The following is a 15,338-nucleotide window of genomic DNA, read 5'->3' on the forward strand; positions in this document are numbered from 1 at the left end:
TCGGTGGTTGTGTGTGATTCCCTCCCTGGGCACCATCGCTCGTTCGCTGAACCTCACAGACCTCCCCGGAACCTGAAAGGCGGCTCCGCCATCCGCCCGCGCAAAGGTGCGCGCCAGCGCCCGCTGACACGCAGCCAATTCCGCAACCCGATGGCGTCCGACCATTCCTGGCACTCCGCTTGCTCAGTCAGGGCCAAAGCTCGGTCCCGGCATGGAGACCGTTTCAGGTTGAGGCAAAGCGATGCAGGAAGTGTCCCGTTCTGGTGCTGCCGATGAACTTCGGCTCGATGGGTTGATCGCCGATCTGTGGTGGCGCGTTCGGCTGCTCAACACCGACATTCTCGAGGAAGAGGCGAAAGCCGGGGTGTTCGACGCGCAGCAGCCGACCTATCCGCTGCTCGCGGCGACCCTTCGCGCGCGACGTGACAATCTGGTCGCGACGATCGGCGTGCTCGAGCAGCGTGCGAAATCGATGTCGGAAGCCGCCTGAGCGGTCTTCGGTCGAAGGGCAGCGCCCGGCATCGTCAGACTGTCGTCGCCCTGTCATTGGCGTTCCATGGATTGCTGCTCCCTTCGCCGCGCATCGCGGAGGGCGGGACATGCATCTGATCAACACAATTTCTTCCAACCGCCGGTCGATCCTGAAGGGCCTCGCGGCCGCAGCCGTTGCGCCGCTGGCGGCGCCGGTCATGGCGGCCGAGGGCCTGCCGGTGCAGCCGGCGGGACCTGTGGCCGCGATCGCCACCGACAAGGCCTATTGGACGGCCGTGAAGGGGCTCTATGCGGTGACGCCCGACGTCGTCAATCTGGAGAACGGCTATTGGGGCATCATGGCCGAGCCTGTCAGGCGCGAGTTCATCGGCCTGTCCGAGATGATCAACTATCAGAACACCTATTACGCGCGGCAGCGGGCGGGTGCTGATTTCGAGGCCGTGCGGGCCAGGGTGGCGGAGGCGGTCGGAGCTGCGCCGGAGGAAATCGCGCTTACCCGCGGCGCGACCGAAGCGCTGCAGCTTCTGATCAGCGGCTACAACAGACTGAGGCCTGGCGACAGCGTGCTTTATGCCGACCTCGACTATGATTCGATGCAGTATGCGATGAACGCGCTGAAGGCGCGCCGCGGTGTCGACGTGGTCAAGTTCGAGGTGCCGGAGCCGGCCACCCGTCAGGCCGTGCTCGACGCCTATGCCCGCGCCCTCGAGGCAAATCCGAAGACGAGGCTCCTCCTCCTCACCCATGTCAGCCATCGCACCGGTCTCATCATGCCGGTCACGGAGATCGCTCGCATGGCCAGGGCGAAGGGCGTCGACGTCATCGTCGACGCCGCGCATTCCTGGGGCCAGCTGGACTTCAGGGTGGGCGAGCTCGAGGTCGATTTTGCCGGCTTCAACCTGCATAAATGGATCGGCGCGCCGCTCGGCGTGGGTTTCCTCTACATCAAGAAGGGGCGCTTCGCCGACATCGATCGCGACCTCGGTGACGAGGATTTCCCGGAAACCGACATCCGCTCGCGGGTGCACACCGGCACGGTCAATTTCGCGACGGTGCTGACGGTGCCCGCGGCCGTCGAGCTCCATCAGCAGATCGGCGCGGCAGCGAAACAGGCCCGCCTGCGCTATTTGCGCGACTACTGGGTCAGTCGTAGCAGGGGCTTCAAGGGCCTCGAGATCCTGACGCCGGATGAGGCTGGCCTCTATGGGGCGATCACGTCCTTCCGCCTCGCCGGCAGGACCAGCAAGGCTGACAACGACGCCACCGTGGCGACGCTCAGGGACACCTACCAGGTCCTGACGGTTCGCCGCGCGGGCGTCGCCAAGGGCCAATGCATCCGCGTGACGCCGGCGCTCTACACCGAGGAGGCCGATCTCGACCGGCTCGTCGAGGCGCTTGCTGCGATCACCGGTTCGAAAGCGGGCTGAATCCGCGCGAAGCGGAATGCACACGCCAGCAATCGGTATTGCACATCGCAAATCCGCTTATTGGTGCGCTGTCACCGCAATCGCCTGATTAAAACTGTGGCACGTGCATCGTTGATTCCGCGCAGCCCGATCCGTAGCTAGTTGCAAGATTCAGCGATGCAACTGCATTTCGCGTGTGATAACTTTCCATCTGGGGGATGGAATTGACTGTCCCCACATTTGGAAGGACAGGTCCATGAGAATCTCGTCCCGCTTCCTTGCGCGTCCCGCTGTCGCCATCTCGTCCATTGCACTGCTGTGCGCCTTCGGCGGCCCGGCAATGTCGCAACCGACCCCCGCAGACACTCAGCTTCCCGGCGTCATGGTCGAAGCGCCGAAGCAGGTGGCGAGGCCGCACAGGCCGACGCATCACGTGGCCATCCGCAGCACCAGGTCTGTCGCCACGCCCCGAGCTGCCGCAGCGACCCCCGCCGCACCGATGTCGGACGCCGCGAAGCTTGCCAAGCTCGAGCGCGAAACGGGGAGCTGCGCCGGCGGCTGCCAATCGAGCTTCAAGACAGGCGACAAGCCCTGGGTCGGCTGCAACGCCTCGGGCGGCGTGTACTCGGCCACATGCCGAAACGTCGGCAACTACAAGAGCTACGACGAATGCAAGGAGGCCGGAAGGGTCACCGGCTGGCGCACCGGTGAGACTTCAGCATATTGCAGCAGCGTCGCGTTGGCAGCGGGCTGGCGCTGAGGGAGCTGGCATCAACTCAGGGCGCACCCGCATGAGTCGCTCATGCGGGCCTAAAGCGCGATGAGATTAGGATGAATCGTCATCGCGCTTTAGGTTGTTGTTTGAGCATGATCTTTTCGGAAAACCACTGCGCACTTTTCCGGATCATGCTTTAGCTAAACTCCGGCGACACAATCGACTTCGACGTCAAATGGACCATGCCAGCCTGAAACAAAGATGAAGCTCCGGGCCGGCGGGTCAGCTGGAAAATAGCGCGCGTATACGGCATTTATCGTTTGGAAGTGCGCCGGGTCATTGCAATAGACGTGGCACTTAATGACCTTTTCGAGCGATGTGCCGGCTGCCTCCAGGCACAATTTCATCTGGTCAAGAACGATTTCCGTCTGCCGCTCTACCGATACGCGCTTGATCTCGCCCGTTGCGGGGTCATAAGGTGGCTGTTGGGATACATAGACTAGGTTTTCATGCCGGACGACCGGAGAGACCGGAACGCCCCGCGCCTCGATATAGGTCGACAAAGGCTCCACGCGGAAAGTCTGCCTGTTCACGATGACTTCTCCTGCCAGTTGCCGCGATCTCAAGGTCACACTGTTTCTCATGGATACTGCCAGCGTGGTGTCAGCAGTGCTCGTTTCGTGGCTTGGCTTCCCCTCCGAACGGACCACGCTCGGCTGCCCGTTGTCAGGTGGTTCGCGGTGATCCACCAGGCGACGGATCAGGCGGGACGCCCGGCGATCACCTGCGCATAGCGCCGACGTCCATTCGCGATTGTGAGGCTTGAGTACGCGCCAGGTTCCCGCCTCCGTGCTATTGCTTGCTCCGCGCAACGACGCGAGGCCCCCCAATGCTCCCCATTCCCGCCGATATCTTCACCGAGCCCGAGGACGTCTCGCCTGACGCCCTCGCCAATCTCGGCCCGCTGCGCCGTCTGGCCGGCACCTGGCAGGCGGACAAGGGCATCGACATCAATCCGAAGGCGGAAGGGCCGGAGCGGCGGACCTTCATCGAGCACATCCGGATGGACCCGATCGATCCGCAGGCCAACGGCCCGCAGCTGTTCTATGGCTTGCGCTATCACATCCACATCAACACGCCCGAGGAAGACATCACCTTCCACGACCAGGTCGGCTACTGGCTGTGGGAGCCCGCGACCCGGCTGATCCTGCAGACGCTGGCGATCCCGCGCGGGCAGGTCTTGCTTGCCTCCGGCAAGGCCGGGCCTGATGACAGAAAGATCTCCGTCACCGCGAAGCGCGGCGACGCCGCCTACGGGATCTGCTCGACCGATTTCCTGGAACAGGCCTTCCGCACCGATTCCTACCGCTGCGACATCACCTTCAACGAGGACGAAAGCTGGACCTATCTGATCCAGACCGAGTTGTTCGTGCGCGGCGCGCCGTTCAATCATCACGACAGCAACACGCTCAAGCTGGTCGCGCCGCCCAAGCTCAATCCGCTCGCCGTGATCGTGAACGATCGCGCCAAGGGCGGCGGGGCGGTCTGACAAGCGGGTACGGAGAATTTGCATGAAGCCCTACGTCATCTGTCTGATGCACTCGAGCCTCGATGGCCGCACGCATCCGAGCCGCTGGCGTCCGAAGGGCGCGGGCACAGACTGGTTCGAGACGATTCACGAGGAGCTCGGCGGCGATGCCTGGGTGATCGGCCGCGTCACCGGCTCGGAGTTTGCCAAGGGCAAACTCTATCCCGCGGCGTCCAGCGAGACCTTTCCACGCAAGAGCTGGTTCGCCTGGGGCGATGGCAAAGGCCCGGATGTGAAGAGCTATGGCGTCGTGCTCGATGCCCAGGGCAAGATCGGTTGGGGCCGTTCGGATATCGGCGGCGATCCGATCGTCGTCGTGCTGACCGAGGGCGTGCCGGATTCGCATCTAGCCGGGCTCCGCAGCGAGGGCGTGTCCTACATCTTCGCCGGCACGTCCGAGATCGACCTGACGCTGGCGCTCGACATCCTCAACCGCGACCTTGGGGTGAAGCGCCTGCTGGTGGAGGGCGGTGGTGTCGCCAATGGCGCGTTCCTGCGCGCCGGTCTCATCGACGAATTCAACCTGATCCTCAGCCCCGCGATCGATGGCGCGAAGGGGACGCCCTTCGTGTTCGATTCGAACGAGGCGGATAGTGACAAGCGCGCGCCGCTCACGGCGATGACGCTGGAGAGCACGCGGGAGCTCGGCGGCGGTGTGCTGCTGCTGCGCTATCTGATCAAGAACGATCCGCAAGCCGCAGCTCAGTAAAGCGCCGGCATGTCGGACAGATCGGAGCACATCATCATCGTCGGCGCCGGCGCGGCCGGGTTGATGGCGGCGCGCGCGCTCGCACGTGCGGGCCGGGCGGTGACGATCCTGGAGGCGCGCGAGCGCTGCGGCGGGCGCATCCATCCGCTGCCGGCGTCGGAATTCGGCTACCCCGCCGACGGCGGTGCCGAATTCGTCCATGGCGAGGCGCCGGTCACACGCGCTCTGCTGGGCGAGGCCGGACTGTCGTTGCAGGAGATCGCGGGCACGCAGTGGAGTCTTGACGGCACAAAATTGTCGCGCGAGGATCGCCGCAATCCGCATCAGGCGGAGCTTCATGCGGCGCTCAGCCAGCTGAAGAACGATCTCACCGTCGCCGAATTCCTGCGCCGTCACTTCGCCGGGGAGCAATATGCGCGGCTGCGCCATTCGATCGAGCGGATGGTCGAAGGCTATGACGCCGCCGATCCCGAACGCGCCTCCATCCTGGCGCTACGCGAGGAATGGATGGACGGCGGCCACCATGCGCAGGCGCGCATCAAGGGCGGCTATGGCGCGCTGATCGATTTTCTGGCGGCCGAGTGCCGCCGGCATGGCGCGGCGATCCGCTTCGGTTCCGTGGTATCGGCCATCGAGGAGGAGGGCGGCGTATTGGCCGTTCGCTGCACCAGCGGCGAGGTGCATGGCTGCGATCGCGTGATCATCACCGTGCCGCTGCCGCTGCTCCGCGACATCGCGCTGCCGGCGAGCGCGCGCGCGAAGGCTGCGGCTGCCGACGACATCGGTTTCGGCAGCGTCATCAAGATCGTGCTGCGTTTCGCGCGGCCGTGGTGGCGCGAGCGCAAGCAGGATCTCGCGGACATGACTTTCCTGCTATCTGGCGAAACGATCCCGGTGTGGTGGACGCGATATCCGGATCAGCATCCCGTGCTCACAGGCTGGTTCGGCGGCCCGCGCACGGCGGAGCTGCAAGGTCTCGATCCGCAGGGACTGATCAATGCTGGCATCGATTCGCTTGCCGCCATTTTCGGCCTGTCGCGCGAGGAGATTGCGCGCGACCTCGTCGCAGCCGCGGCGATCAATTGGGCGCACGATCCCTTCGCTCGGGGTGCCTATTCCTGGGCGACGCCGCGTACGCGCGCGGCGCAGGCGATGCTCGCGCGCGCCGATGGTCCCGTGCTGTTCTCCGGCGAAGCGCTCTATCGCGGCCGCGACATGGGCACGGTCGAGGCGGCGCTGACGAGCGGGCTGGAGACGGCGGGGATGATCCTGCGGGCATAGTTATTTCGTCAAGCCCCCGCTATGACGATCAGACCATCATTGAGAAAGAGAGGCCCGCATCGCTGCGGGCCTTTTACGTTACCAGCGGCTGCCGCCGAAGCTGAACGTCACGCCGGGACCGCCACCGCCGTAATATCCGTAGGGTCCGCCACCGTAATAGCCGTGGTGCCGCGGATAGTATCCGTAGCTCCTGTAGTGCGGGCGATAGTAGCCATGGTGGTGATGGCGCCAGTGATGATGGCGGTAGCCATGATGATGGTGCCGGTGCTGTGCGCTGATGTCGGTCGATTGGCTTCCTCGCGCGCTTTGCTTCGCGCTTGTGTTGTTGGCCGCGTGCGCCGCAGATCCGCCGGCAACCGCCGCAGCCCCGACCGCCAGCGCGACAAAGAGATACTTCATGTCATCACTCCAGTTGAATGTCGTGTGACAACAGATGGAGGTCGGCTGCGTTCCGTCCAGTGCGGGCGTCGAAACGACGCAGCGCGCGCAGTCTCATTCTGCGCGAGTCGTCGAGTCTCGTGAGATGTATTGTCGCATCGGCGATGTCGATCACGCCGCCGCCATCACTCCGCCGCGAATGACGCGACCACGTCACCGGTGGTGACGATGCGCGCGAATTCGCCGTTCAGATTCGATAGCGTCATCGCATGGATCGCCTCGGCGGAATGCGCGTCGCCGTCAGGTCCGATGCGGTCGAAGGTCCAGGTCGCGTCGCGAACGAGACGCGCATCGAAGCCGAGATTGCCGGCCATCCGCGTCGTGGTCTCGACGCAATGATTGGTGGTGGCGCCGCAGATCACGAGCGTGGTGATGTGACGAGCGCGCAGGCGCTGCTCGAGATCGGTGCCGATGAAGGCGCTGTTGACGCGCTTGACGATGACGGGCTCGCCCGGCAGCTCGCGCGCCTCGTCCTTGACGGCGTAGCCGGTACGCGACGGCAGGAATGTCGAGTTCGGCTTGGTCCCCTCATGGCGGATGTGGAAGATCGGTGCGCCATTGGCCCTGAACGCCTTCAGCAGGTCGGCGATACGCTTAACCGCGTCCGGATTGTTGCGCCGCTTGCCCGCGGCTTCCCATTCGTCGAATGCGCGCTGGACGTCGACGACGATGAGGGCGGGGAGGGGGCTGGTCATGAGGCGCGGCTTTCAGGATTGTCGTCGAGACGAATATGCGGGCTATGCGCGCGCAGGCAATGTCGATTTTCCCTCGTTTCACGACGGGGGCTGCGGGACATCTTCCGCTCACGGATGCGGATCGGGGAATCCATGGCGTTCGGATAGCGCCGCGAGGATCGCGTCCTTGTCGGCGATGAAGGCGCGGCCCTGATGGCTGCCGGTCTGGTGCCGCGATGTCGCTCCCTCCGCCAGCACGAGCAGCGGCAACGACTGGTTCTCCTCGCCGACCAGCGCGATCACCGCCTGCCGCGGCCGCGGCCAGGCGATGCGCGCGACGTCGAGCTGTTCGGCGAGCGCCGGAAACGAGGCCAGCACGCCCTCGATCAGTGCGCAGTGCCAGCAATAGAAGCGCTGGTTCGGAAACGCCGGGTCCTCGAAACCGGGGCGCAGCAGGAACAGACGGTCGCGCGTCATGGTCGCTCCATAAGAGGACTGCCTACGCTGCCAGCGGCAGGCTGATGTGAAAGACGGCGCCGCCCGTCGGCGCGTTCTCGGCCCAGATCCGGCCGCCATGGGCTTCGACGATGGTGCGCGCGATCGACAGGCCGATGCCCATGCCTTGCGCCTTGGTCGTGAAGAACGGCTTGAAGATCTCGGTCAGCTTGTCCGCAAGGATGCCATCGCCCGCATCGGCAATGGAGACGACGGCCTGTTTGCCGTCGACGAGACTGGTTCGGCCGACGATGCGGCGCCGCTCGTCGGGAAGATGGGCGACTGCATCCATGGCGTTCACGACCAGATTCAGGATGGCTTGCTGCAGCTGGACCTTGTCGGCTTTCACGCGAATGTCGGCGGGCGCCGGCTCCGTCGCAAGCCCGACATCGTGGGTCAGGGCCTGCACCGACAGGAATCGAAACACCTCGCCGACCGTCGCGTTGAGGTCGAGCTCGCGCCGCTCAGTCGGATCCCTCTTCAGGAACATCCGGAGCCGGGCGATGACCTCGCTTGCGCGCTGGTCGTCGTGGCGGATGTTGTCCAGGATGTTTCCGACTTCGCCGAGGTCCGGCGTGGAATGCCGCAACACCTCCCTGGCGGCCTCGGCATTGATCATGATGGCGGCCAGCGGCTGGCTCAATTCGTGCGCGATCGAGGCGGACATCTCTCCCACCGTCGCGCGGCGATTCAGATGGGCAAGCTCAGACATGCGCTGGCGTGCCTCGATCTCCGCCAGGAATCGCAAGCGGCGTTGGTGCAGCAGGCCGGTGATCAGCAGTGCCTGCACCAGCACCACGCCGGCGACGATGGTCGAGTGCCAGTAATATTGCTGCCAGAAGCTCGCTTCCCGGAAACGCACCTCGCTGCCCGGCGGAAGGTTGGCTTCATCCACGTTCCAGTGTTGCAGCTGCCGCCAGTCGAAGATCGGCTTCACGTTGTTCCCTGTAACGGGCGGGATGCTCGACGGCGCTTCTCCGTTGAGAATCCGCATCGCCACTTCGCCGGTTTCCCGTCCGATGATTTCGGGCAGCAGCAGGAAGCCGCCGACTCCCGACCGGCCGAGGAACGTATCGGAGGTAATGACGATCGGGCGGTTCGCGGTCTCGGCGACGCGTGCGAGGGCCGAGGCCGGCGCATAATAGGTGCCTTCGCCGTCGGAATACATCGCCGAGGTCAGGATCGCGGAGCGGTCGGGCAGGGAGGCGACCCGCTCGCGCACCTCGCGGAGCACCAGGCCGGACAAATCGGTGACCTCGAGATCGGGCATCGCCGCCGCGAAGTCCTGCTTCCAGTATCCGTAGACCAGCGGATTCTTCCAGGCGTCGCCGACGAGGACGACACGTGTCAGGTCGGGAACGATGGCGCGCGCCGCAGTCAGGAGATGTGCCGGCCTCACCCTGGCGAAGACGGCCGTCGAGTCGGGCAGGAACAGCGCGCGCGTCTCGGGCAGATCGGGCACGAAGCCGTACACGACGGGGGCGCCGGGCCAGATCTGCTGCTTCCGTTGCTGAAGGAATTTCGCCGATGCGACACCGATCGAAACGATCACGTCGATCGGCCGGCGCGCATATTTGGTCTTGAGGTGACCGACCAGGCTCTCCTCATAGTCCGGTCCCGGGAAGCGGGCGAGGTCGAGGCTCTCGCCGTAGATCACCGTGTGCGCCTTGCCGTTCTGCTTGGCGGCGGCGCGGATGCCGGAAAAGATCTCCGAGTAGAACGGCGAGCGAAAATCGGCTTCCTCCAGGACCACGACCGAACGCTGCCGCGGACCCTCAGTCGCGATGCATTGGTGCGACAGGCTGGCAAACAGGCAGAGGATCAGGACGCGCGCGAGCCCGGTGATCTGACGCATTGCTGGAGTCTCGGTCCCGCCTCCGGTTGCAATCCGGCCTCCTCCATGAGGACGCGCGCCGGAAGCATACCCGCAAGACCCGGAGTTTCAACGGAAGGATGCGGGTCGGCCCGCGACAAGCGGGGCGAGCCTAGGGATCGCTAGCCAAGGATCGCTACTTGAACGGATCCTGGATCGACGGCGCCGATTGCCGGATGCGGCGCACGCTCACCGGCTTGCCGTCGGAGACGAACAGCAGCTCGTAGGTCCGGCCTTCGCTGTCGGTTGCCGAGCAGGTGATGTCGTTGACCTTCCTGGCGGCGAAATTGCCGGTCTGGCGGCAGACGCCTCTGGAGACCTGCTCGGCCGGCACCGGCAGGCCGTCGACCTTGGGCCGGTCCTTGGAGTTGAGCAGCATGCGGTCGACCGGCAGCTCGTAGGAATTGTCGTCGGCGCGCTTGCCGTTCTCCCCCGAGAAAGACACCACGTGATTCGCATCAGCGGGATCGTCGACCGCGACCGCGAAATTGACCCGGCCCTTGTCACCATGGGCGTAGGCCACCGTCTTGCAGGCGAGGGTGCGGCCGGCGACCTTCAGCGTCTTGCAGTGTCCGGAGATCAGCGCCAGCAGGTCGATATAGGCGTTCTGCTGGGGCTGCGGATTGTTGACCGGGATCGGCGCGGAAGACTCGGCGAAACAAGGACTTGCGCATGCCAGCGCGAGGAGCGTTGCGGCCAGAACCGGTTTTCGGAGGCGCATCGTCAGGCTCGTATGCCAAGGGGCCACGGAATCATCCCGTCCAACAACCATCGAAGCCGGAATTGGTTGCGATCCCGTTTGCGCCGTCAAACCCGACTGGAATACCACCGCACCACCCATCGGCGATTCGCCCCATCACCCAAACCCGTCCCGGCGGACACTTGCCGTCAGGCCGGTGTTTTTTTCGTGGCAAAGAAGGGTCATGCCGCCTGTCTCATGGCCCGCGCAAAGGCCGGATAAGTCTCGGCGAGCTCGTCGAAAATCCGTCCGCGCAGCAGCGAAAGCGTCGCTGCGTCGGGCCGCGGCGTTTCGCGCACGACCTCCGGCTCGTCATAGTCGAAGCCGGTATTCTCCCTGATGTCAGCCGGCGTGAAGGGCGGGTGGACCGAGCGCAGCGCGAAGCGGCCCGCTTCGCGGTCGAAGTCGAACAGCGCCATGTTGGTCAGCAGCGCATGCGGGCCGCCGCGGCGAGGCACTTCCGGCGTGATCGCCCGGGCGCTGACGAAATCGACCTTGGGCACGAACACGCGCGGCGAATGCTCCTCGCGAAACAGGATCACGCGCGGAATGAGGTGATAGAGATAGGCCGAGCCGAACGAGCCGGGCCAGCGCACGCTGCTGGCCGGATAATCGCCGGTGCCGACCAGGTTGATGTTGCCGTCGCCGTCGATCTGGCCGCCGCCGAGGAAGAAGGCGTCGACCCTACCTTGCGCGGCGCAGTCGAACAGCTCGATGCCGCCATTGGTGAAGAAATTATGCGCCTGCGAGCCCAGGATCGAGATGCGCACCGGCGGCTTGCCACAGAGCTCGTTGCAGGCGCGCAGCAGCATGGCGCCGGCCGCGGGGATCGGCGACGAGGCGCCGACCGCGACGTGACGGATGCCGTCGAGCAGATCGGCGATGGCGGCGATCAGGATCTCGCGCCGTTCGCGCTCGGCCGACATCAGGCCACCTGCTTGCGATGCGACAGGAAAGTCGAGAGATAGGCGCGGAAGCCCTCCTCGCTGCGCGCCATCGCCGCGTAGCGCGCGATCTCGGCTTCGTCGGCGGGATATTCGTCCCACAGCGCGAGCGGCCAGGCGCCGCGCACGGCAACCGCAACGGTGTCGACGTAGAGCGATGGCAGCACGCCGGCGGCCGAATCCTCCGTCTCCAGCAAATTGCGGTCGACGATGCGCTCGACGGTGACCAGCGTGCGTTTGGCGGCATAGGCAAGGCCTGCGAGCTCGCGATGGCGGCCGATACGGACATTGCCGGCGCGGTCGGCCTCCGGCGCGTGAAACAGTGCGACATCGGGGGCGATCGCGGGTACCACGACCACCTTGCGCGCTTCGCCGACGGGACTGTCGATCACCTGCCAGTCGGGCCGCACGTTGAGGAGATCGCTGCCGATGATGCCGGCGATCGGCATGAACGGCACGCCCTTCTGCGCCGCGAGGAGGCCGGCGTAAATGGCGGGGCAGGTCGAATCCCGCAATGCGAAGGCGCCGCTCTTGACGCCGGCCGTGAAGCGCGGTGCGCCGCCGGCCTCGCCCAGCGACACCGCGCTGGTCTCGAGCGAGGCGATCGCGCCGGCGCCGATCAGGAGGTCGGCCTGCATGCCGGAGATCGGCACGCAGATCAGCCTGACATCGCTGATCCCCGTCTCGAGCAACGCCGCGGTCGCCGCCATCGCGACGCCGGAACTGTCGACCGGGATCGCCAGCGACTGTCCCGGCGCAATGCGCGCGACCAGCGCCTCCAGCGCGACGATCTCGGTCATGGCGTCCTCCGGTCTGTTTTTCTTAATCCTGCCTCAAGCCATCGCCGCCTGCCAGCGCGTATCGCGCAGGGACGGGCGGCGGTGCAGGCGGGCATCGAGCAGCGCGCGGGCGCGAGGCACTTCGCCGCTGCGCATGAGGGCGACGATGGCGCGAGGCACTTCGGCCGCTGCGCAGTGAGGGCGACGATGTAGGTGTCCTCGATCAGCTCGCGCTGGGCGTGGCTGCCGCCGATGCGCACGACCTCGCCGAGCGCGGGCGCCAGCGTCTGCACGCAGGCTCGGTAGTCCTCATCCGCGAAGGCCGCGAGCGCCCGGCAGATTGCCGGCACCACGGAGCCGGCCGGCAGCTTGCCCTCGGCGAGCCGCTGCTCGATCACGGCAAGGCGGGCAGTGAGCGCGTCGCGATTTTGCGTCGCGGCCGCGAACAGCGCCATGTGGACGTCGGCAAAGGACAGGCTCGATTTCGGAAACAGTTTTTGCGCGGCGGCGTCGGCCTCGACCCAGAGCGCCTGCGGCACGTCGTGGCCGTAGGCCGACAGGCGCCAGAGCAGCGAGGCGCTGTCGGTGACGACGTTCAGCGGTGGCGCCTGCGTGGCGGAAGGCTGCAGCACGTCGGCATAGATCGCGAGCGCGCGAGCGGCATCGCCATGCTCGAGCGCGCCGAGCGCCTGATGCCAGCGGATATGGCCGTGCAAAATTCCGGCGCGATCATAGGTTGGGATCCACTGGTCGACCAGACGATCGGCCTCCTCGATCGAGCCGTCCTCGAACATCGCATGCAGCACGGCATGCGCGGCGTGGGCGTTGGCGCGGCGCAGATCAAAACCACGTTCGGTGACACCACGGCCGCGCGCGACATCACCGTTCTCGGTCATGGCCCAGCCATACAGGGTGAGGAACCACCAGTCTTCGCCATAGTGATGCGCTACGCGCTCACACAGCTCAAACCGGGCGCGGTCGTGGTCGGCCATGCCGGAGAAGGCGAACAGGCCGAAGGCGCCGAGCGGCAGCGACAGCACGACGGCATCGCGCGGCCATGCCTCGACGTGCTTCAGCGTCGATGCGATCGCCTCGGGCAGCCGGCCCTCGATGGCGAGCGACAGCGTCTCGACATGCGAGCGCTCGCGATCGGTGCCGCGCCTGGCGACGAGCTCGCGCGCGAGCGCAGCCTTCTGCCGTGCGAGATCGCCCTGCTGGTAGAAGGCATGCACGCGGGCGCGGGCGATGTGGGCAAGCGCGAAATCCGGATCGGCCGCGATGGCGCGCTCCAGCGTCTCCGCCGTGCCGGTCCACCCCGCAAGCATGAGGTCGACGCCGTCGCGATAGTCCGATGCGGCCTCGGACGAAGTTGTGGAGAGCGGCAGTCCGTAGCGGTCTTCAAGCGCCATCGTCGCCTCCAAAAATTCAAGCCGTCCGCGCGCGGCGTCCTTCGATCGGATAGGCCGGGTCGTTGTAGCCCGGCGTCGAGGGATGACCGGGAACGACCAGACGGTCGATCAGCGCCTCATCATCGGCGGTGAAGCGGTAGTCGAGCGCGCTGATATAGCCGTCCCATTGCTCCTCGGTACGGGGGCCCGCGACGATCGAGGAGACGAACGCGGAGTTCAGCACCCAGGCGACCGCGAACTGGCCGGCGGTGATGCCCTTTTTCTCGGCGTGGCTCTTGATCTCCTGCGCGAGCTGGAGCGATTCCGGCCGCCATTCGGTCTGCATCATGCGGGTGTCGTTGCGGCCGGCGCGCGTCTCCTTGTCGGGAGCAGCATCCGGCTTGTACTTGCCGGTGAGCACGCCGCGCGCCAGCGGGCTGTAGGGTACGATGCCGAGGCCGTAATAGGCGCAGGCCGGAAAGTGCTCGACCTCGGGCATGCGGTTCATCGCGTTGTAATAAGGCTGGCTCACTGCGGGCCGGTCGACGCCGAGCCGGTCGCAGATGTTGCAGATCTCGGCGACGCGCCAGGCGCGATAGTTCGAGACGCCGAAATAGCGCACCTTGCCCGCGCGGATCAGGTCGCCCATCGCGCGCACGGTCTCCTCCAGCGGCGTCGCATGGTCTTCCTTATGCAGATAGTAGATGTCGATGTGATCGGTGCCGAGCCGCTTCAGGCTTTCGTCGGCCGCCTGCAACACCCAGCGCCGCGACAGGCCGACGCGGTTGGGATCATCGCCGGTACCGGCGTTCATGGGATTGGCGAGCTTTGTGGCGAGCACCCAGGCGTGGCGGTTGCCGGCGATGGCGCGGCCGACGACTTCCTCGGATGCGCCCTTTGAATAGGCATCCGCCGTGTCGATGAAATTGATGCCGGCGCCGCGCGCCTTGTCGATGATCCGCTTCGAGGCGGCTTCATCGGTCGGCCCGCCGAACATCATGGTGCCCAAGCAGATCGGCGACACTTTCAGGCCGCTGCGGCCGAGCTGACGGTATTGCATGGGCGGGTCCTCAACGCTTCGTTGGGGCGCAGCATAGCCGCCCAGTTCCGTCATTGCGAGCGCAGCGAAGCAATCCAGAGCTGCGTCCGCGGAGAGATTTCTGGATTGCTTCGCTGCGCTCGCAATGACGGGGTGGGGCGCGGTCATGCCCCACACTCGGTGTCATCGCCCGCGAAGGCGGGCGATCCAGTACTCCGAGACAGTTGTGATCGATCGAGAGGCCGCGGCGTACTGGATTCCCCGCCTTCGCGGGGAATGACAGCGTGGGTCTGGCGACCTGCAGTGGCAGCCTGACCGCGACCTACCCCGGCCCCTTCAAGATCTTGAACACACCATTTGCCATCACGATGCAGCGATCATCCACCGTCACCTCGGTGCTCATGAAGATCAGGCTGCGGGTCGAGCGGACCACGCGGGGGCGGGAGATCAGGATGTCGCCGATCTGGCCGGCTTCGACGAAATGGGTGTCGAGCTGCACCGTCGCCATGTATTCCTTGCCGGAGACGTAGCGGGCTGTCATGCCGCAGGTGCGGTCGGCGAAGGTCATCATCACGCCGCCCTGGACCATGCCGCGACGATTGTGATGCTTGTCTTCTGTCGCGAGCGCGAATTCGTAATGGCCGTCGACCTTGCGCTCCCACAACGGGCCGATCAGGTGCAGGAAGCCCGTGGTTTCCATGATGGTCCAGCCGTCTGATTTCAGCCTTGCGGCGGCCTTGCTCGTCATCGCTCCGTCCATTCCTGCAATGCTGTCTCT

16 protein-coding genes and 1 pseudogene are annotated in these 15,338 nt (G+C 65.6%); 6 read left to right on the top strand and 11 right to left on the bottom strand.

Features of this window, described 5'->3' with window-relative positions; genetic code table 11:
* Window positions 1-241 precede the first annotated feature (241 nt).
* The 3 genes from FOM02_RS33350 to FOM02_RS33360 all read left to right on the top strand — a co-directional run bounded on the left by FOM02_RS33350 (window position 242) and on the right by FOM02_RS33360 (window position 2,658).
* The gene (locus FOM02_RS33350; protein ID WP_027561443.1) at window positions 242-490 is read left to right on the top strand and encodes a hypothetical protein; all 249 of its coding nucleotides are present in this window, start codon (window positions 242-244) and stop codon (window positions 488-490) included.
* Window positions 491-599: 109 nt separating this feature from the next.
* Entirely contained in the window at window positions 600-1,919 is a 1,320-nt protein-coding gene (locus tag FOM02_RS33355) for an aminotransferase class V-fold PLP-dependent enzyme (RefSeq protein WP_027561442.1), read from the top strand.
* A gap of 235 nt (window positions 1,920-2,154) precedes the next feature.
* Window positions 2,155-2,658 carry a hypothetical protein gene (locus FOM02_RS33360; RefSeq protein WP_035730446.1) on the top strand — a complete coding sequence of 168 codons (504 nt, stop codon included), beginning with the start codon at window positions 2,155-2,157 and terminating at the stop codon, window positions 2,656-2,658.
* 155 nt (window positions 2,659-2,813) lie between these two features.
* Here the strand turns inward: FOM02_RS33360 and FOM02_RS33365 are convergent, their stop codons facing one another.
* Window positions 2,814-3,206, bottom strand: a complete 393-nt coding sequence (locus FOM02_RS33365; RefSeq protein ID WP_027561440.1) for a RidA family protein — start codon at window positions 3,204-3,206, stop codon at window positions 2,814-2,816.
* A gap of 296 nt (window positions 3,207-3,502) precedes the next feature.
* Between FOM02_RS33365 and FOM02_RS33370 the strand changes: the two genes are divergently transcribed.
* Genes FOM02_RS33370 through FOM02_RS33380 form a run of 3 tightly spaced genes read left to right on the top strand, consistent with a single transcriptional unit; the run spans window position 3,503 to window position 6,191 of the window.
* Window positions 3,503-4,162, top strand: a complete 660-nt coding sequence (locus tag FOM02_RS33370; RefSeq protein ID WP_027561439.1) for an FABP family protein — start codon at window positions 3,503-3,505, stop codon at window positions 4,160-4,162.
* Between the two features lie 22 nt (window positions 4,163-4,184).
* Window positions 4,185-4,910: a RibD family protein gene (locus FOM02_RS33375; protein ID WP_265440614.1), complete on the top strand. Its 726-nt coding sequence runs from the start codon at window positions 4,185-4,187 to the stop codon at window positions 4,908-4,910.
* A gap of 9 nt (window positions 4,911-4,919) precedes the next feature.
* Entirely contained in the window at window positions 4,920-6,191 is a 1,272-nt protein-coding gene (locus tag FOM02_RS33380) for a flavin monoamine oxidase family protein (RefSeq protein ID WP_027561437.1), read from the top strand.
* Window positions 6,192-6,269: 78 nt separating this feature from the next.
* On the opposite strand, the gene FOM02_RS33385 is transcribed toward FOM02_RS33380, so the two are convergent.
* The 10 genes and pseudogenes from FOM02_RS33385 to FOM02_RS33430 form a co-directional block, all read right to left on the bottom strand.
* The gene (locus FOM02_RS33385) at window positions 6,270-6,590 is read right to left on the bottom strand and encodes a hypothetical protein (RefSeq protein WP_027561436.1); all 321 of its coding nucleotides are present in this window, start codon (window positions 6,588-6,590) and stop codon (window positions 6,270-6,272) included.
* Window positions 6,591-6,754: 164 nt separating this feature from the next.
* Window positions 6,755-7,324 (bottom strand): cysteine hydrolase family protein, encoded by a 570-nt coding sequence (locus FOM02_RS33390; protein ID WP_027561435.1) that lies wholly within the window; start codon window positions 7,322-7,324, stop codon window positions 6,755-6,757.
* 108 nt (window positions 7,325-7,432) lie between these two features.
* The gene (locus tag FOM02_RS33395; RefSeq protein ID WP_027561434.1) at window positions 7,433-7,780 is read right to left on the bottom strand and encodes a DUF3088 domain-containing protein; all 348 of its coding nucleotides are present in this window, start codon (window positions 7,778-7,780) and stop codon (window positions 7,433-7,435) included.
* 22 nt (window positions 7,781-7,802) lie between these two features.
* Window positions 7,803-9,653: an ATP-binding protein gene (locus FOM02_RS33400; RefSeq protein WP_027561433.1), complete on the bottom strand. Its 1,851-nt coding sequence runs from the start codon at window positions 9,651-9,653 to the stop codon at window positions 7,803-7,805.
* A 154-nt stretch (window positions 9,654-9,807) separates the two neighbouring features.
* Window positions 9,808-10,392 carry a hypothetical protein gene (locus FOM02_RS33405; RefSeq protein ID WP_027561432.1) on the bottom strand — a complete coding sequence of 195 codons (585 nt, stop codon included), beginning with the start codon at window positions 10,390-10,392 and terminating at the stop codon, window positions 9,808-9,810.
* A 200-nt stretch (window positions 10,393-10,592) separates the two neighbouring features.
* Window positions 10,593-11,336 carry a CoA transferase gene (locus FOM02_RS33410; RefSeq protein ID WP_027561431.1) on the bottom strand — a complete coding sequence of 248 codons (744 nt, stop codon included), beginning with the start codon at window positions 11,334-11,336 and terminating at the stop codon, window positions 10,593-10,595.
* Window positions 11,336-12,154: a CoA transferase subunit A gene (locus FOM02_RS33415; RefSeq protein ID WP_027561430.1), complete on the bottom strand. Its 819-nt coding sequence runs from the start codon at window positions 12,152-12,154 to the stop codon at window positions 11,336-11,338. Before FOM02_RS33415 ends, FOM02_RS33410 begins: the two co-directional genes overlap by 1 nt.
* A gap of 33 nt (window positions 12,155-12,187) precedes the next feature.
* Window positions 12,188-13,542: pseudogene (locus FOM02_RS33420) on the bottom strand (tetratricopeptide repeat protein).
* Window positions 13,543-13,558: 16 nt separating this feature from the next.
* Entirely contained in the window at window positions 13,559-14,581 is a 1,023-nt protein-coding gene (locus FOM02_RS33425) for an aldo/keto reductase (RefSeq protein WP_027561428.1), read from the bottom strand.
* A 301-nt stretch (window positions 14,582-14,882) separates the two neighbouring features.
* The gene (locus FOM02_RS33430; RefSeq protein ID WP_027561427.1) at window positions 14,883-15,308 is read right to left on the bottom strand and encodes a PaaI family thioesterase; all 426 of its coding nucleotides are present in this window, start codon (window positions 15,306-15,308) and stop codon (window positions 14,883-14,885) included.
* Between the last annotated feature and the right edge of the window lie 30 nt (window positions 15,309-15,338).

The organism is Bradyrhizobium sp. SEMIA, assembly GCF_014844175.1.
Classification (GTDB): Bacteria; Pseudomonadota; Alphaproteobacteria; order Rhizobiales; family Xanthobacteraceae; genus Bradyrhizobium; species Bradyrhizobium arachidis.

Bases quoted from the DNA above. Each gene is read 5' to 3' on its own strand.
- FOM02_RS33390 (WP_027561435.1), bottom strand. From the start codon at position 7,324: ATGACCAGCCCCCTCCCCGCCCTCATCGTCGTCGACGTCCAGCGCGCA.
- FOM02_RS33410 (WP_027561431.1), bottom strand. From the start codon at position 11,336: ATGTCGGCCGAGCGCGAACGGCGCGAGATCCTGATCGCCGCCATCGCC.
- FOM02_RS33385 (WP_027561436.1), bottom strand. From the start codon at position 6,590: ATGAAGTATCTCTTTGTCGCGCTGGCGGTCGGGGCTGCGGCGGTTGCC.
- FOM02_RS33375 (WP_265440614.1), top strand. From the start codon at position 4,185: ATGAAGCCCTACGTCATCTGTCTGATGCACTCGAGCCTCGATGGCCGC.
- FOM02_RS33360 (WP_035730446.1), top strand. From the start codon at position 2,155: ATGAGAATCTCGTCCCGCTTCCTTGCGCGTCCCGCTGTCGCCATCTCG.
- FOM02_RS33370 (WP_027561439.1), top strand. From the start codon at position 3,503: ATGCTCCCCATTCCCGCCGATATCTTCACCGAGCCCGAGGACGTCTCG.
- FOM02_RS33405 (WP_027561432.1), bottom strand. From the start codon at position 10,392: ATGCGCCTCCGAAAACCGGTTCTGGCCGCAACGCTCCTCGCGCTGGCA.
- FOM02_RS33350 (WP_027561443.1), top strand. From the start codon at position 242: ATGCAGGAAGTGTCCCGTTCTGGTGCTGCCGATGAACTTCGGCTCGAT.
- FOM02_RS33380 (WP_027561437.1), top strand. From the start codon at position 4,920: ATGTCGGACAGATCGGAGCACATCATCATCGTCGGCGCCGGCGCGGCC.
- FOM02_RS33355 (WP_027561442.1), top strand. From the start codon at position 600: ATGCATCTGATCAACACAATTTCTTCCAACCGCCGGTCGATCCTGAAG.
- FOM02_RS33430 (WP_027561427.1), bottom strand. From the start codon at position 15,308: ATGACGAGCAAGGCCGCCGCAAGGCTGAAATCAGACGGCTGGACCATC.
- FOM02_RS33400 (WP_027561433.1), bottom strand. From the start codon at position 9,653: ATGCGTCAGATCACCGGGCTCGCGCGCGTCCTGATCCTCTGCCTGTTT.
- FOM02_RS33395 (WP_027561434.1), bottom strand. From the start codon at position 7,780: ATGACGCGCGACCGTCTGTTCCTGCTGCGCCCCGGTTTCGAGGACCCG.
- FOM02_RS33415 (WP_027561430.1), bottom strand. From the start codon at position 12,154: ATGACCGAGATCGTCGCGCTGGAGGCGCTGGTCGCGCGCATTGCGCCG.
- FOM02_RS33425 (WP_027561428.1), bottom strand. From the start codon at position 14,581: ATGCAATACCGTCAGCTCGGCCGCAGCGGCCTGAAAGTGTCGCCGATC.